Here is a 16,277-nt window from a genome sequence, read left to right on the forward strand (position 1 = left end):
CCCCGCGCCTGGAAGAAACCTTGATCTGTGCGAAGGAATTCAGCGTAGATGGTGCCTACAGCGGGATGCCCTGCTCCGCGGCGCAGGCTACGAGTACGGCCAAGGCGCGGTCGCTGTCGAAATCCGCCACCGCGCTGGCGAAGGATTCGAAGCGCTCGCCCATGGCGGCTTGCAACAGCGGACGCTGGGCATCGAGCAGCTGCCCGCTGGCAAAATCGTCGGCGGCCAGCAATTCGGCCAGGCGGCCGAACACGGCGGCCACGGCGCCGGCATCCACGGGCGACTCGGTGACCGATGCCCCTGGCACAGGCAGCGCCGCGGTGATTACCCCAACAAGAGCCGCCAGTCCGACCGCCACCTCGGCTTGCAGTGGTGCCAGCACGGATGGTACGTCCTGCCGGCGCAGGGCCTGCTCCAGGTCCGCGGCACGCGCACTCAGCTCATGGGCGCCGATCTGCGCGGTGACGCCCTTCAGGGTATGGGCGAGGCGGGTCGCGGTCGCCCAGTCGCCGACCTCCAGCGCCTCCTTCAGACGCCCGGCAAAATCCTGCTGCCCCTTCACGAACTTGTCGAGCTGGGACAGGTAGAGCGCCTCCCGTCCGAGGGCATGGTGCAGGCCGGCCACCATGTCCAGGCCGGGAATCTCCCGCAACGGGGCAGACGCCGGCGCTGCCCCCGGTGCAGCCCCGACGCCGGGCACGGTGATCCAGCGCATCAGCGTCGCCCACAGGGCTTCCGGGTCGATGGGCTTGGCCACGTGGTCGTTCATGCCGGCCGCCAGGCAGCGCTCACGGTCACCGGCCATCGCGTTGGCGGTCATCGCCACGATGGGCAGCCTTGCACAGGCGGGCAGCCGGCGGATCTCGCGGGTCGCGGTCAGGCCGTCCATCACCGGCATCTGCACGTCCATCAGGATCAGGTCGTAGTGCCCACCGGACGCTTTGTCGATGGCCACCTGGCCGTTGTCGGCCACGTCCACCTGCAAGCCGACCTGCAGCAGCATCTCGCTGGCCACCTCCTGGTTGAGCTCGTTGTCCTCCACCAGCAGCACGCGGGCGCCACGTAGCGGACCGGGCTCCGAAACGTCCACGGCCTGCGCCGGCCGCGGGCGTAGGCCGCCGTCGCTCCCCAGCGTGTGCATCACCGTATCGAACAACAGGGAGGCCCCGACCGGCTTGATCAGCACGTCGCGGATGCCCGCCTCCTCGGCGGCCTTCATCAGCTCGTCGCGCCCGTAGGCCGTCACCATCACCAGGCGTGGCGGCGGGTTCAAGGACAGGCGGCGGATCTCGCCGGCCGTGGCGATACCGTCCATGCCCGGCATCTGCCAGTCGAGGAAGGCTACTTCATACGGATGCCCAGCCGCCGACGCGCGCGCCAGCTCGGCCAGCGCCGCCGGCCCCGAATCCACGGCGTGCACGGCGAAGGCCATCCGTCGCAGCATCTCGCCGATCACCTCACGGGCGTTGGCATTGTCATCCACCACCAGCATGCGCCGGCCCCGCAGGTCGGCGCTCGGCAGCAGCCGGCGCACTACCGCCGTGCTGCGGCCGAGCAGCGCCGTGAACCAGAAGGTGGAGCCCACCTCCGGCGTACTGTCCACGCCCACCTCGCCGCCCATCAGTTCGGCCAGACGTTTGCTGATCACCAACCCCAGACCAGTGCCGCCGTACTTGCGGGTAGTGGACGAATCGGCCTGCTCGAAGCTGCGGAACAAGCGGGCGCGCTGCTCGCTGCTGAGCCCGATGCCGGTGTCGCGGACCTCGAAACGCAGCAGCACGCCGTCGTGCCCCGCCTCGACGACCCGCACACGGATCGCCACCTCGCCCTTCTCGGTGAACTTCACCGCGTTGTTGGCGTAGTTGACGAGGATCTGGCCGAGGCGCAGCGGATCACCGACCAGACTGCCCGGCACGTCGTCGGCCACGTCCACGATCAGCTCCAGCCCCTTGGTGGCGATCTTGTCGGCGATCAGGCTGGCGACGTTGTCGAGAACCCGTTCCAGTTCGAAATCGGTGCGCTCGATGACCAGCTTGCCGGCCTCGATCTTGGAGATATCGAGGATGTCGTTGATGATGCCCAACAGGTGCTGGCTGGAGCTCTGGATCTTTTCCAGGTAATCACGCTGACGCGGCGTCAGCTCGGAACGCAACGTCAGGTAGGCCATGCCGACGATGGCGTTCATCGGCGTGCGGATCTCGTGACTCATGTTGGCCAGGAAGTCGGACTTCACGCGGGCCGCCTCTTCGGCCATCGCAGTAGCCTGCCGCATGGCCTCAATGGCATCCCGCTCGGCACTGATGTCGTCGATAATCCACACCGAGCCACGGGCGTGGTCGTTCAAATCGACGGCGCGGGCGGTAAGCCGCGCCCAGAACAGGCTGCCGTCCCGGCGCATCAGCTCTTGCTCGCGACTGTGGGTCTCGCCGCGCCAGATCTGTGCGTAGGGCTCGCCACCGATCTGCCAGGCCGCGTCGTCGGCGTACCAGATGCGCGTCGGGCGGCCCAGCATGGCGCCCGGCGGCCAGCCGAACATATCGTGCAGCTGGCGGTTGCCGCGCTGCAGCGTGCGGTCAACAATCAGCGCCATGCCCGACGTCGCCGCGTCGAAGATCGCCTGCTGCTCGGCATAGGCAAGGCGCAGCCGTTCGGCGGCCTCCCGCTCGGCGGTAATGTCCTCGAAGATGCCGACCACGCCCCGAGACGGATCGCCGCCGTCCACTGCATGAGCGGCCATGCGCACCCAGAAGCGCGTGCCGTCCTTGCGCACGGCCTGCTGCTCCCAGGTGTGCGTGCCGCCATTCCAGAGTATCTCGTAGACCGCTTTGCCGACCTGCTCGTAAGCTGCGTCGTCCGGATACCAGATGCGGCTCGACTGGCCGATCTGCTCACCCGGCGCATAGCCGAACATTTCGTCGAGGCGCCGGTTGCCGCGCACGATATGGCGCTCGCGGGTCAGCACGATACCGATGCTGGCCGACTCGAACAGCGCCTGCTGCTCAGCCATCGCCGCCGCCAGGTCGGCAGTGCGGCGGGCAACCTCGTCCTCCAGGCGATCCCGCGCCGCCTCACTTTCATGGCGCGCCAGCCGCACTTCCTCAAGAGCCCGGCGCAACTCCTCGGTACGGGCATCGACGCGCCCGCTGAGCTGGCGGCTCCATACCACCAGGGCCAGCACAACCAGGGCCAGTGCGACGAAGCCGTAGCCGGCGTAGCGCAGGTAGGGCAGCGCAGACGGCTCCAGCAGCGCACCGAACCACTTCTCGTCGATGAGCTGCAGATCCCCCTCGGGGATGGCCGCAAAGCCGCTGGCGATGAAGCGCTGCAAGGCTTCGTCGTCGCGCCGCACAGCCCAATGGAAGTGCTTCACGTACATCGGCGCGGTATGCCGGAACTCGTCGGCAATGCCGAACTGGTGCAGCAGATACGCCGCCGGTCGCTCGTCCATGCAGAACACCCGCAGCTGCCCTTCCGCCACACTGCCAACCAGGGCCGCAAAGCTGCGGTAGCGGCGCACGTTGGTGGAGCCCTCGACGGCCAGCCGCTCGGGACAGGCGTCGCCCTCCTTCACACCGACCACGAAGCCGCGACTGGAGCCCGCGTCGACGATGCCCGACAGGTCCCGCTGGAAGAACAGCATGGTGTCGAGGCGGGCATAGGGGGCGGAGAACAGGTAGCGTCCATCCCTTTCCGGGGACCGGACGATGGTGTCGATGACGTCCGCCGTACCGGCCCGCATGGCCTCCTCGGCCTTCGCGCCATCCATGCCCAGCAGACGGACCGTTACGCCGGTCTGGGCCTGCCAGGCCCGCCAGCGATCCGGCACGACGCCTTGCAGCACTCCGCTCGCGTCACGCAGCGTATAGGGTGGAAAATTGTCGTCGAGCACCACGGTGATCGACGTACGCGGCAGCCCCCCCTCATCCGCAGCAAGCATCCCGGCACCGAGGCAGCCCCCGGCGAACAGGACGGACAGACGACGCAAGAGACGGGCAGGCATGTATTCAGTCCATGACTGACACATCGTTCAACGCCATGCGCAGGGTCGTCAGCGCATGATCGAAATCGAAATCGGCGATCTGCCGCTCCAGCGTTGCGGCATGCTGGCCGAAGGCCGCCGCGAACAGTGCCCGGTGTTCCCGGAACAACGACGTACCTGCCAGGTCGTACTCGGCCAGCAAAACCTGCAGGCGTGCCGCCACCTGTCGCAGCAGCCGCCAATCCACCAGCACGGGCGCCGGCGACGGCGCCACTGCCGTCGGCAGCACGTCCTTCAGGGCTTGGCACAGCGCGACGAAGTCGGCTTCGAGGGCGACCGCCTGTACCACCAGTTCGCCGCTCGGCACGCCGCTACCGTCGCGCAGGGCCCCTTCCAGCACCGGCGCAGCAGCCTGCAGGCGGGTGATGCCGAGGGTTGCGGCCAGCCCCTTGAGGGTATGGGCATGGCGGTGGGCCGTTTTCATATCCCCGACCACCAGTGCCCGTTTCAGCTCGGCCGGCACCTCGCTGGCCACGAAGCTGTCGAGCAGCCGCGCATAGGCATCTACGCGGCCGCGCGTGGCGCGCAGGCCAGCAGTCAGGTCGAGGCCGTCGACCGCCGCCAGGCGGGCCTGCAGGAGATCGTCCGAGGACGCGGCGGGCACCGGCACGGCGGACTGTCCGCCCGCCCCTTCGGGCAACCACTGCAGCAGCGTCCGGTAGAGGGTTTCCGGCACCACCGGCTTGGCGATGTGGTCGTTCATGCCAACGGCCAGGCAGCGTTCCCGGTCCTCGTCGAAGGCATTGGCGGTCATCGCCAGGATGGGGGTGACACTGTAGCCCGGTAGGGCACGAATCAGGCGCGTGGCGGCGAGGCCGTCCATCACCGGCATATGGATGTCCATCAGGATCACGTCGTAGGTCGCGCTGCGCGCCCGCTCCACCGCCCGCTGCCCGTCGCTGGCCACCTCGACCTGCAGTCCAACGCCTTCCAGCAGCGCCAGCGCCACCTCGCGGTTGATGGGGTTGTCCTCGACCAGCAGGATCCGCCCGCCGTGGCGCTGGAGCAGACGACACTCGGCATCGCCGGCCGGTGGGCATTCGGGCTCGACAGCCGGCACCGGAGACGGCCCCCGTGAGCGTCCCTGCCCCGGCTGCAGCGGCAGTTCGACCCAGAAGGTGCTGCCGCACCCGAGTTCGCTGCCCACCCCGATGCGCCCACCGAGGAGTTGGGTGAGGCGCCGCGAAATCGCCAACCCCAGGCCGGTACCGCCGTACTTGCGGGTCGTAGACGCATCCGCCTGCAGGAAGGGCTGGAACAGCTCGGCCTGTTGCCCGGCGGACAGGCCGATGCCGGTGTCGCACACCTCAAAGCGCACCCACAGGCGCCCGTCGTCCGTCGGCAATGGGCGGGCCCGCAGGATAATCTCGCCACGCTCGGTGAACTTGACCGCATTGCCGGCGAAGTTGAGCAGGATCTGCTGCAGGCGCAGGCCATCCCCGCGCATTAGCGGCGGCACATCCTGCAGGTCGGCGTGCACGGCGAGGTGCTTGGCCTCGGCCTTGTCGCGGATCAGGCTGATCACGTTGTCGATGACCCTTCCGACCTCGAAATCGACGGACTCCAACTCGAGGCGGCCGGCCTCGATCTTGGACAGGTCGAGAATGTCGTTGATGATCCCCAGCAGGTGATGGGCGGCGCCGGAAATCTTGGACAGGCGGTCGATGTGGCGCGGCTCGTCGAGGTCGCGCCGCAGCAGGTGGGTCAGGCCGATGATCGCGTTCATCGGCGTGCGGATCTCGTGGCTCATGTTGGCCAGGAACTCGCTCTTGCTGCGGCTGGCTACCTCCGCCGCCTCCTTGGCGACGATCACTTCCGCACTGCGTGCTGCCACCAATTGCTCCAGGTGGGCTCGGTAGTGTTCCAGTTCCTCGGCGTTACGCTTCTTCTCGGTGATGTCTTCCTTGATCGCCACGTAGTGGGTGATGCGGCCATCCGCTTGGCGCACCGGCGCGATATTGGCCAGTTCCACGTATTCGCTGCCGTCCTTGCGCCGGTTGATGAGCTCCCCGTGCCAGGCCTCACCGCTCGTCAGCGTCGCCCACATGCCATCGTAGGTTTCCTTCGGCGTGCGGCCCGACTGCAGCATGCTGGGGTTCTGGCCAACCGCCTCCTGGCGGGCATAGCCGGTATTGCGCACAAAGGCCTCATTGACGTAGCCGATACGCGCCTCGAGATCGGTAATGACGATGCTCTCCGGGCTTTGCTCGACCGCCATCACCAGCTTGTTCAGTTCGGCCTGGGCTTCCTCCTGGTTGATCAACGCCTGCCGGAAGGCCAGCACCGCGTTGGCCAGCCGACGCAGTACGCTGTGCGGGTCGGCCCCGAGACGCTCGACCTCGGCCAGCTCCGGCGGATCCACCTGCCCGGCTGCGAGCGCCTGCAGCACGGCGCTCAAGCCATGCAGGCGGTGGGTCACCCAGTGGATGATGGTGGCCCACAAGGCCATCAGCACCAGCATCAGCACACCACAGAACAACGCAACGTGCCCAACCAACGCAGTGATGCCCTGTGTCCGCAGGGCCTCGATCAGCCGTCGGTCGGCCTGCAGGCTGTACAGGGATAACAAGTTGAAACCAGCCGCCAACACGGCAACCACCGCCACCGGCAGAAAGAGCAACAACGGGTACGGCAGGCGAAGCTTCATCGGTGAGCTCCGTCCACCTCCGGCTCAGGGTCGGCGAAACGTATAGCAATGTCGGCAAAACGGTCGCGGCAGGCAAGAAAGGCATCCACCACATCTGGATCGAAATGACTGTCTCGCCCGTCGACGATGATCTGGGTGGTTTCTTCCAGCGTCATCGGCGGTTTGTAGACACGCCGGCTCATCAGCGCGTCGAAGACGTCGGCCAGTGCCATCAGGCGCGCCGAGACCGGGATCGCATCGCCGACGTGACCGCCCGGATAGCCACTGCCGTCCCATTTCTCATGGTGGCCCAGCGCAATCTCGCGGGCGATGCACAGGAAGGCGAAAGCCTCGCCGGCCTGGGCGGCGGAGGCCTCGTCGGCACTTTCCAGGGCCTGGGCCATGGCCTTGTCGATGGCATCGGCGCCGATGGCCGGATGGGCCTTCATGATCTCGAATTCATCGCTGGTCAGCCGGCCGCGCTTGAGCAGGATGCTGTCGGGGATGCCGACCTTGCCGATATCATGCAGCGGCGCTGCCTTCACGACCATGCCCAGACGGGCGCCGCCCAATGCCGAATTGAAGCGGGGGTGCTCCGCCAGATGGCGCGCCAGCATGTCCACATAGGTCTGGGTACGTACGATGTGCCGCCCGGTCTCGTTGTCCCTGGCCTCGCTGAGGCAGGCCAGCGCGCGCACGCTGAGTTCCTGCACGAGCAGGTTCTCGCTCATGCGCCGGCTGACTTCGCGCTCCAGCCATTCGTTCTCGTTGGCCAGCCGGTCACGGGCCTGCTTGAGCTCCAGGTGGGTGCGCACCCGCGCCAGCACGATCGCCGGATTGATCGGCTTGGTGATGTAATCCACAGCCCCGAGGGCCAGACCGTGCTCCTCATTCTCGGCGGCGTTCATGGCCGTCACGAAGATCACCGGGATGTTGCGCGTGGCCGGGTCAGCGTGCAGGCGCTCCATGACCTCGTAACCGTCCATCCCTGGCATCATCACGTCGAGCAGGATCAGGTCCGGGCGCGGCGAAAGTCCTGCCGCCCGCAGCGCCCGCTCGCCGGAATTGGCGGCGCGCACCCGGTAATGGGACTGCAGCAGTTCCCCCAGAACGGCCAGATTCTGCGGCGTATCGTTGACGATCAGGATCGTGTGCCGGGCTGCAAGGGCCTCAGGCTTGTCGCTACTCGCGTAAATGCTCATCAGGAAGTCTCCACCCCGGAGCAGGGCGATCGGCAAAGGGCGAGGGAGTAGGCCAGGGGCGACATCAGCATCCCATACAAGCGGCATGCGCGCCCCTCATGAGCATGAGTCTAGTAGCCCTTTTGCCTAGCCATCGGCATATTCCATTACGGCAAGCTTAACGGCACTTCCCCAAGGGGCTTGAGGGGAGAGTTGCGCCACCTGAAACTCCGACCACAAACGCTTCTTCGAATTCCCAATCCCAGCCCATCCCGGAAATAGTTCATCAAACGTGACAACTGACTCACAGCAACTTGTCAATGAAGAAGCGAGGACGCCGCTTGGTCTCCAGATACGACTTCGCAACGTATTCACCAAGAATGCCGATCGACAGTAACTGCACGCCTCCCAGGAAGTACATCGGCACGACAGTGGAAGCCCAGCCAGGAACCGTCGCACCACTCGCCAACGCACGGATGACGACCCAGCCCGCCATCATCAGGCTGACCAAGCAGGTGGCCAAACCAATGCCAGAAATGAAGCGCAGCGGCACCACGCTGAAAGAAGTAATGCCATCGATGGCAAACGCAAGCATCTTGCGAAGGGGGTACTTGGACTCCCCCGCAAAACGTTCGGAGCGGGCATATTCCACCTTTGCGGTCTTGAAGCCGATCAGGGGAATGATCCCACGCAGGAACAGGTTTACCTCGTCGAATTCACGCAGATTTTCGATCGCCCGCCGGGTCATGAGCCGGTAGTCTGCATGATCAAAGACCACGTCCACCCCCATCACCGTCATCAAGCGGTAGAAGCCCTGGGCTGTAAGCCGCTTGAAGGCCGTATCGGTGGTGCGGCTGCTGCGCACCCCATAAACGATGTCACTGCCTTCGGCATGGGCTGCAAGCATCCCCTTGATTGCCCGGGGGTCATCCTGCAGGTCCGCGTCCATCGAAACGATCACATCGCCTTCCGCCGACAATAACCCAGCCAACAGGGCACGCTGGTGACCACAGTTGCGCGACAGCTTGATGCCACCAAAATTGGGATCGGCCGCGCTAAAGGCTTCGATCTGGCGCCATGTCCGATCCCGGCTCCCGTCATCCACGAAATACACACGACTGTCCGGTGCAATGCAGGCGTCGGCGATCAGCTCATCGAGAAGAACCCGCAACTGGCGCTGGGTTTCCGGCAGGACTTCTTCTTCGTTGTAACACGGGATGACGAGTCCGAGACGGGGAGGCATGGAATTTTCCTTATTGGCTGGCCTTGGCGGGCCTGAAAACGATGTAGCGCTGACAGACAAAGGACAACAGGGTGATCGGCACCAGTGCCAGCCCGCCTCCTAGGTAAGCATTGATGCCGTACTCAAGGAACAAGGCAATCAAGGCAATATTGACGCAATAGAGGAAGAGCCAGAGCACCACAAAACGCGGCAAGCGGCGGATCGAGGAATTCCCGAACACAAAGCGTCCCTGACTGAAGAAGGACACAGCGATCCCGAAAACCAGGGAGCCGAAATTGGCCACGGCATAATTAAGACCCAAGGCCAGCAGTAGCACATAACTCCCATAGGAGAGGCCGGTATTGGCCAGACCCACCACGCCGAAGCGCAAGAACTGGGATGCGGCGGGATGCTTCAAGATGTGCATTGGTGACTAAAGCAGCAAAGGGCTCGAGGATCTCTAACGAAGGACGAAGGTGTAGATGATGCGGCGGGCAAGGTTGTTGAGACGCGCCCGCAAGCGACCTACGGCGATATCCATGTCACCCGCCCGCACCTGGGGAAGATGAGCAATAGCCTGGATGAAGCGACTGAATTCGCTGGCCTGCTCCCGGCCGATAGCCACACTCCACGACCCCGTGGATACGCGAAAGGACGCTAGCGGCGCATCATCACACCATGCATCGCCATGGGCCAACAGACGACACCAGTAGTCCAGATCGAGCACATAAGGAATGCTCGCATTGAACACGCCAGCACGTTCGGCAGCACTGCGCCGGAAGAGGACCGCACCCGGCTCGCCGATCAGGTTGGTACCGGCCCGGACACAGGCCCGCAATACCTCGTCAGCAGCCACGCGACCACTCTTCCAAGGGGCGCGCTTCACGAACAGCGGCTTGTCACCCTTCCCGATGATGTGCCGACTGGCAAAGCTCAACACCACATCAGGATGGGCATCCAGGGCTGCCACCTGGCGTGCAAGGCAATCCGGCTCAATCAGATCATCATGGGGCAGCACCTTTACGTACTCCCCTCTGGCCTCCTCCAGGCAGCGGTTCCAGTTTCCCTCTGCGCGCAGGTTGGACGGATTCCGCAGGTAGCGGACCCGACGGTCTCCGAGGTAACGGGCGACCCGCGTACCGGTGTCATCCGGGGATGCGTCATCGATGACGATCAGCTCGAAATCCTGCCAGGTCTGGGCCAGGACGGAACGAATGGCCATCTCGAGAAAATCTCCCCCACACCAAGTGGGGATGCACACAGATACCTTGGGAGTGATCATGACATCGAATTATGGTCTGCAAAAAGACAGCTTGCGGCTGCAACGGAACGTCAGCTAGACGTTACCGCACCAGGATTACGTTCGCTGGGGACGGACTCACGGCCTGCCGCCGCATGAAGACGGTGCAGTTCGGACGGCTCGAAGACATTGACGAAATAGAGGGGACGCCCCTTCGATTCGTTAAATATGCGCCCCAGATACTCTCCAAGCAACCCGACCGCAATGAGGTTGCTTCCGCCGAGCAGCAGCGTGACGACCATCAGGGAAGGATAGCCCTTGACCGACTCACCATACATCAGCGTTTTGTAAATCGTGTAGATTGCATACATGAACGCGAGACCAGCTACACAAATTCCCAAGTAAGTCGCAATCTTCAGCGGAGCAATCGTGAATGAGGTAATGCCCTCCAGCGCAAAATTCCAGAGCTTCCAGTAGTTCCACTTGGTCTCGCCGGCAAAGCGGGGATCCCGGTCATACTCGACGGCTATACTGGGATAACCGATCCACGCAAATAGCCCCTTCATGAAACGATGCTGTTCGTTCAACTGCCCGAGGGCGAGGACGGCACGTTGACTCAACAGCCGGAAGTCGCCTGTATCTTCTGGAATCTTGATACGGCTGACCGATTGCATGACTCGGTAGAAATAGTGAGCCGTGATCTTTTTGAACCAGGACTCGCCGTCCCGGACCTTGCGCTTGGCATATACATTGTCATAGCCGTGCTGCCATTTGGCCACCAAGGCGGGAATCAACTCGGGGGGGTCCTGCAGGTCGGCATCGATGATGATCACCGCGTCGCCTGCGGAATGCTCCAGACCGGCCGAGACAGCAATTTCCTTACCGAAATTACGACTCAGATCCACGATGGAGACACGCGGATCCACAGCCCGGATGGCATGCAACACAACCATCGTATTGTCACGACTCCCGTCATTGACATAAACGATTTCCGCCTCGCAACTCATCTGATCAAGCGTTTGGGCCAGTCGGCGATGGAACTCGCTCAGCACTTCCTGCTCGTTGTAAGCAGGCACCACGACCGACAAGCTGTAGCCCGCGCCGGGGATGGAGGTCTTTTTCGAGCTCATGGATTTACCCGAAACGTCCATAGTCTATTGCCGATGAAATTGAAAACAAGAATCAGGCCGCTGGCAACGGTCTGGGCAAGCAGATAATGGAGGCTCAGGCCCAATAGCAGCATCATGAACAGGTAGTTCAATCCAAAGCCTACACCGGCAAGCGTGAGAAAACGTGGCAATGTTTCGACATGGCGACGATCCGAGGAGAAGGTAATCGAATAATTGAGCGAATAGTTGATCAGCGCTCCCACCACCGCCCCGACGGCGGATGCCGCCAGAGGGCCACTGACACCACTGGAAGTCAAGCCATACAGTGTCATGAAGTGTCCCCCCGTACCGACCAGGCCGATCAGGCAGAAGGTACCGAACTGCGCAACCGCCATCTTCATTGCACTACGTCCATCAACCTGACCTGAGCCTCGGGCCGTACCTTCTTGCAGGCTTCAGCCTCCAGTAGGGCACCGACCAAGACAGCCACCACACCGGCTAGAGGTATGTGATGGCGACTGCCGCTCTCGAAGATACTATCAATCACAAAGAAGTACAGATAGATCAAGTTAAGCAGCGACAAACCGAGGGACAGGCGTTCTCCAGCGGGTCGGCGCAACATCAACACCAGCAGAGTCAACCACAGCAGCAACCAGTACAGGTTGGAGACGACCTTGTAACCAGCGTAGTGCAAGCCCTCGATCCCCAGAGCCCGCTTGAGACACCAGTAGGCGCCATAAGCATCGTCTCCCTGGAACAACGCCATCTTGGTCCCGGCCAGACGGGCGAAATCGCCCGGATTCTCTCTGATCCACTGCTTGCCCAGAGCGAACCCCAGCGCACTACGCTCAACCTCCGGGTAAACGAACAGATCCACCTCCCCCCTGTCGATATATCCCCCCGTGGCAAGGGGATTATTAGCCCGGTAGAAGACCTCGCCACCGTTAGTGGCGATGGGTACGAACTTATGCAGCACGGCGACATTACGCAAGCTCCAGGGAGCAATGGCCAAGGCCATACCCAGCGCGATCGACAGCAGCAACACGACCGCCGGCATCAGACGCGCCCGCTGGACCAGCAGATGGGCTGCATACGCTACGGGCAGAAGCATGAACGAGGGCTGGATCAACGACGCAGCCCCTAGTGCAATACCCGCAGCGATCCCCGCCAACGGGGCCGGACCTTGCTTGCGACTGGCCTTCAGGAACAGCACGCAGCTCACGGTCAAGAACAGCAACGCCGGAAGTTCCTTGGCTCCACCAGTAGTCGTCAAGATCAGATTGGGCCACAGGGCGATAACCGTAACGGCGATACGCGCCGTGAGGCCGCCTGCGAGCTGCAACGCAAGACTGCGCACCGCCAGGGCCGTGAGAATGAAGAACACGCAGTTGCTGATTACAAGAATCCAGCTGACCTTGCCCAGGACGGCCAAAAAACCAGCCAATATCATCGGGTAGCCAGGAGGCCAGTATGCGAGATCTCCACGCGGATCCTGGTAAGGTGCATCACGCAGGAAGAGATCGGCCAGCGACAGATACACGGCACCATCGGATTGAGGTGGCGCCATATAGATCACACTGAAGCCGATGCGTAACAGCAGGCCGATCACGAGCAAGGAGGCGAATTCCGCGTTGCGGAAAGGACGCTCCGCCAGACGGGCCAGACTCTGTAGCAAACCGGAAAAGGAACAGCCAGCCAGCCAGCGGGCTCCCGCCAGGGAAGCCAGAACCACCACCACGGCGACCACAGCCGCCTTAGCCTCGCCAAGTGCGCCTACCGCACCAAGGTAAACGATGCATCCCGGGGTCAGTACTGCCACGAGGCTCATTGCACGCTCCAGCGTCGTACCGGCAAGACGCGAGAGGGTGAAAAATAGACTCGAATTCATCAGGCGGCCTCCGGGGAGGACGCGCGACGACGCCCAACACTTGACAGAATGCACATAATCGCCAGCAGAGCGAAAGCCCCGAGAGCAATGCGCCTACCGGTCTCCTCCTCCGGCAAGCCTTTGAACACGATACGGATGCGGTGCGTCCCCGCGGGCACCGCCATCACAATCAACCCGCTATCCGTATCCAGAGCATGGAGCGCCGGCTGGTCGTCCAGAAAGGTTTCCCAGCCAGGGAAGTGAAACAGGGGTAGCAGGAGTTGGAAGGGCCTGGACGCCCGAACCTCCCACTCCCGTTCATGCACCGTGTCCCGGGTTTCCTTGCATTCCGCAGGAATCCCTGCACAGTAGCCGGTCAGGCCACCGTTACGTCGATAGATTTCGGCGCCCTTACCCTGGGTTTTCAACTCGAGTCCATATTGTTTGAAGTCCCCTTGGAGCAACTGGGGCCCCATAACGCTCGGACGCCCCTCCTTGAAGGCTTGGAAGGCGACCACGCCACACAGGGCTACCGAAAGGGCGATAGCAAGGACCACCGCGACTCGCAGTACGACACGCAGGCGCCCGTCAAAATCCAGGGTACTGGCAAGTCCCAAGGCAATGGCAGTGGCCAGGCCGGCCACGGACAGGAAGCGATAAGGCCATTGCAGGTTGTTCAACGTCCCGATGTGTTGGTAAAGAGGGTAGGCAAGCTCCGACGACATGGCCAGTGCCACAAAGGCAAACACCAGCACACCTCCCATGAAACGCCGCAAGTGCGGCGCAGTGGATCGGGATTTGGCAAGGGCGAACAGCGCCACGAGGGCGCACAGGAGAATCTGGCTTGCGTAGATCCACTGGATGGCAAACCAACGCATGCCATTTTCCCGGGCACTGAATGTAGGGAAGGCGAAACTGTTCTTCCAATTGAAGTACAGGGGGTCGCTAGAAGCATCAGCCAGCAGGCCCCGGGCTGCAATGGCAGGAATCAGATGAAAAGCCGCCATCCCGACACCACACAGCACCGGCAGGGCCCAGCAGGTCAGGAAGCCGGTCAGCCGTGCTGCCGGCTTGCCACCCTGCATATAGAGCACCGCAGGCGCGGCACAAAGCAGGGTCATGAAGGCCACCAAAGTATGAGAGAGGGTGATGGCCGCCGCACACAGGGCAAGCAGGATCAGGCGGGCCGGCGTATTGGCCGTATTCAGGGACAGCAAGAGGAAACAGACCGCGAAGCTCAGGGTGAAGTGCCAGGGAAAAGCCGCGTAATGAGTAAACAGGAACAGGGAAAAAGGCGTAGCGGCAACAAGTGCCCCAGTCGCCAGCCCCGCCCTCCTTGAAAAAAGCCGCCCGCAGACCAGATAAACCATCGACGCAGAAGCCCAGGTGGCACACAAGGCCAGCAGGCGAAGGGCTGCCCAGGTGTTCAAACCCAGCTTCATCAAAGCGGCAACGAGATACCAGTACAGAAGATAGGCGCCGTAATGGAGTTCGCCGAGGCCACCATTGGCGAGAAACATCCACCGGGGGTAAGGCTCACCTTTTTCCAGGCTCAGGAAAAACTGGTTGATCCACCGGAAATGAGTTTCCTGGTCAATATTGTAGAGAGTCCGATCAAGCAGAACCGGGACGGCCATCACCAGTACGGCAACACCTGCAAGCAGCAACAAATCTCGAAATACGGACAAAGAACCGGCGGGAGGTCGGGGTCGTTCGCAGTTCTGCATCGGATGAGAGCGCGACGGCGCTGTAAATGGTTTTGATACGTCGATCCGTGCGACGGAATGACGGGACGGCGCTATCGGCCAAGCGGCAACAGGCTGCCGGATTGTAACCGGAAGGCCGGGATCAATATCGTGAATTGTGCATAAACCGCTTGCATGCCATCGACCTTTCTCCGGCATTCTCTTGCCTCCCAAGCAGCCCGCGGGCACTCGCCCGTCACCACACCAGGCATGCCCCTGAAAATGACGGATTGACGAACGCCGCAAGAACGGCTCGCCCTGAAACCGATACAGAACCAGGCTGAAATACACGGAACCATTCACCCCCTTAGCACTCATAGAACGGGAGTGCTAATATTGCTGCGAAGGAGGTAGCCGTCGATGTCTCAAACCCTGTCGTTTCCCGTTCCGTCCGCGGTTGGCAGTCTGGATCAGTACATCCAGAGCGTGAATCGCATCCCGCTGCTGACTGAGAGGGAGGAGTCCGATCTCGCCCACAGCTTCCGGGAACATGAGGATCTGGAAGCGGCGCGCAAGCTGGTGCTATCCCACCTGCGCCTGGTGGTCGCCATTGCGCGCGGTTATCTCGGCTACGGCCTGCCCCACGCCGACCTGATCCAGGAAGGCAACGTGGGCCTGATGAAGGCGGTCAAGCGCTTCGATCCGGACCGCGGCGTGCGTCTGGTGTCCTTCGCGATTCACTGGATCAAGGCCGAAATCCACGAGTACATCGTCAAGAACTGGCGCCTGGTCAAGATCGCCACCACCAAGGCCCAGCGCAAACTGTTCTTCAACCTGCGCAGCCTGAAGAGCAGCAGCAACACACTGCAGGGTGAGGAGGTGCTGGCAGTCGCCGATCAACTGGGCGTCAAGCCGGAAGAAGTCCGCGAGATGGAAACGCGCCTGTCCGGCCAGGACGTGGCGCTGGAAAGCGGGCCGGACGACGAGGAAGAACGCTTTGCGCCGATCGCCTATCTGGCCGATCCGCACGCCGAACCCTCCGAGGTCCTCGCCCAGCGCCAGGCCTCGCGCCTGCAGGACGTGGGGCTCCACGAAGCACTAGCCAGCCTGGACGAACGCAGCCGGGCCATCGTGCAACGCCGCTGGCTGACCGAAGGCGATGCAGCCACGCTGCACGAGCTGGCCGCCGAGTACGGCGTGTCCGCCGAGCGCATCCGCCAGATCGAGGCCAAAGCCATGCAAAAGATGCGCAGCCACCTGATTGCGCTGGCCTGACGGCCCCGGCACACGCGTCTCCCTGCCAAGGGC

The 16,277-nt window shown here is 62.9% G+C and carries 11 protein-coding genes; 1 reads left to right on the top strand and 10 read right to left on the bottom strand.

The window, feature by feature from the left end:
• Positions 1 to 55 precede the first annotated feature (55 nt).
• The 10 genes from AC1PQG_RS21910 to AC1PQG_RS21955 form a co-directional block, all read right to left on the bottom strand.
• A complete protein-coding gene (locus AC1PQG_RS21910) occupies positions 56 to 4,000 on the bottom strand; it encodes a response regulator (protein WP_481119853.1) in 3,945 nt (1,314 codons plus the stop codon).
• Positions 4,001 to 4,004: 4 nt separating this feature from the next.
• Complete coding sequence (locus tag AC1PQG_RS21915) at positions 4,005 to 6,686, bottom strand: PAS domain-containing hybrid sensor histidine kinase/response regulator (RefSeq protein ID WP_481119854.1); 2,682 nt, start codon at positions 6,684 to 6,686, stop codon at positions 4,005 to 4,007.
• The gene (locus AC1PQG_RS21920; RefSeq protein WP_481119855.1) at positions 6,683 to 7,867 is read right to left on the bottom strand and encodes a response regulator; all 1,185 of its coding nucleotides are present in this window, start codon (positions 7,865 to 7,867) and stop codon (positions 6,683 to 6,685) included. Before AC1PQG_RS21920 ends, AC1PQG_RS21915 begins: the two co-directional genes overlap by 4 nt.
• A 283-nt stretch (positions 7,868 to 8,150) precedes the next feature.
• On the bottom strand, positions 8,151 to 9,089 hold the full coding sequence (locus AC1PQG_RS21925; RefSeq protein WP_481119856.1) for a glycosyltransferase family 2 protein: 939 nt from the start codon (positions 9,087 to 9,089) through the stop codon (positions 8,151 to 8,153).
• Between the two features lie 10 nt (positions 9,090 to 9,099).
• Positions 9,100 to 9,486, bottom strand: a complete 387-nt coding sequence (locus AC1PQG_RS21930) for a GtrA family protein (RefSeq protein ID WP_481119857.1) — start codon at positions 9,484 to 9,486, stop codon at positions 9,100 to 9,102.
• Positions 9,487 to 9,528: 42 nt separating this feature from the next.
• The gene (locus AC1PQG_RS21935) at positions 9,529 to 10,350 is read right to left on the bottom strand and encodes a glycosyltransferase family 2 protein (protein WP_481119858.1); all 822 of its coding nucleotides are present in this window, start codon (positions 10,348 to 10,350) and stop codon (positions 9,529 to 9,531) included.
• Between the two features lie 50 nt (positions 10,351 to 10,400).
• Entirely contained in the window at positions 10,401 to 11,438 is a 1,038-nt protein-coding gene (locus AC1PQG_RS21940) for a glycosyltransferase family 2 protein (protein ID WP_481119859.1), read from the bottom strand.
• Positions 11,435 to 11,818, bottom strand: a complete 384-nt coding sequence (locus AC1PQG_RS21945; RefSeq protein ID WP_481119860.1) for a GtrA family protein — start codon at positions 11,816 to 11,818, stop codon at positions 11,435 to 11,437. The genes AC1PQG_RS21940 and AC1PQG_RS21945 overlap by 4 nt, the downstream gene beginning before the upstream one ends.
• Positions 11,815 to 13,305, bottom strand: coding sequence for a glycosyltransferase family 39 protein (locus tag AC1PQG_RS21950; RefSeq protein ID WP_481119861.1), 1,491 nt, complete (start codon positions 13,303 to 13,305; stop codon positions 11,815 to 11,817). The genes AC1PQG_RS21945 and AC1PQG_RS21950 overlap by 4 nt, the downstream gene beginning before the upstream one ends.
• Complete coding sequence (locus AC1PQG_RS21955; protein ID WP_481119862.1) at positions 13,305 to 14,951, bottom strand: 6-pyruvoyl-tetrahydropterin synthase-related protein; 1,647 nt, start codon at positions 14,949 to 14,951, stop codon at positions 13,305 to 13,307. Before AC1PQG_RS21955 ends, AC1PQG_RS21950 begins: the two co-directional genes overlap by 1 nt.
• Positions 14,952 to 15,389: 438 nt before the next feature.
• Here AC1PQG_RS21955 and rpoH point away from each other — a divergent pair, with 438 nt between their 5' ends.
• Positions 15,390 to 16,244 carry an RNA polymerase sigma factor RpoH gene (gene rpoH / locus AC1PQG_RS21960; protein ID WP_481119863.1) on the top strand — a complete coding sequence of 285 codons (855 nt, stop codon included), beginning with the start codon at positions 15,390 to 15,392 and terminating at the stop codon, positions 16,242 to 16,244.
• The last annotated feature ends 33 nt before the right edge of the window (positions 16,245 to 16,277 follow it).

The sequence above is a fragment of the Zoogloea sp. GDB6 genome (genome assembly GCF_056724105.1).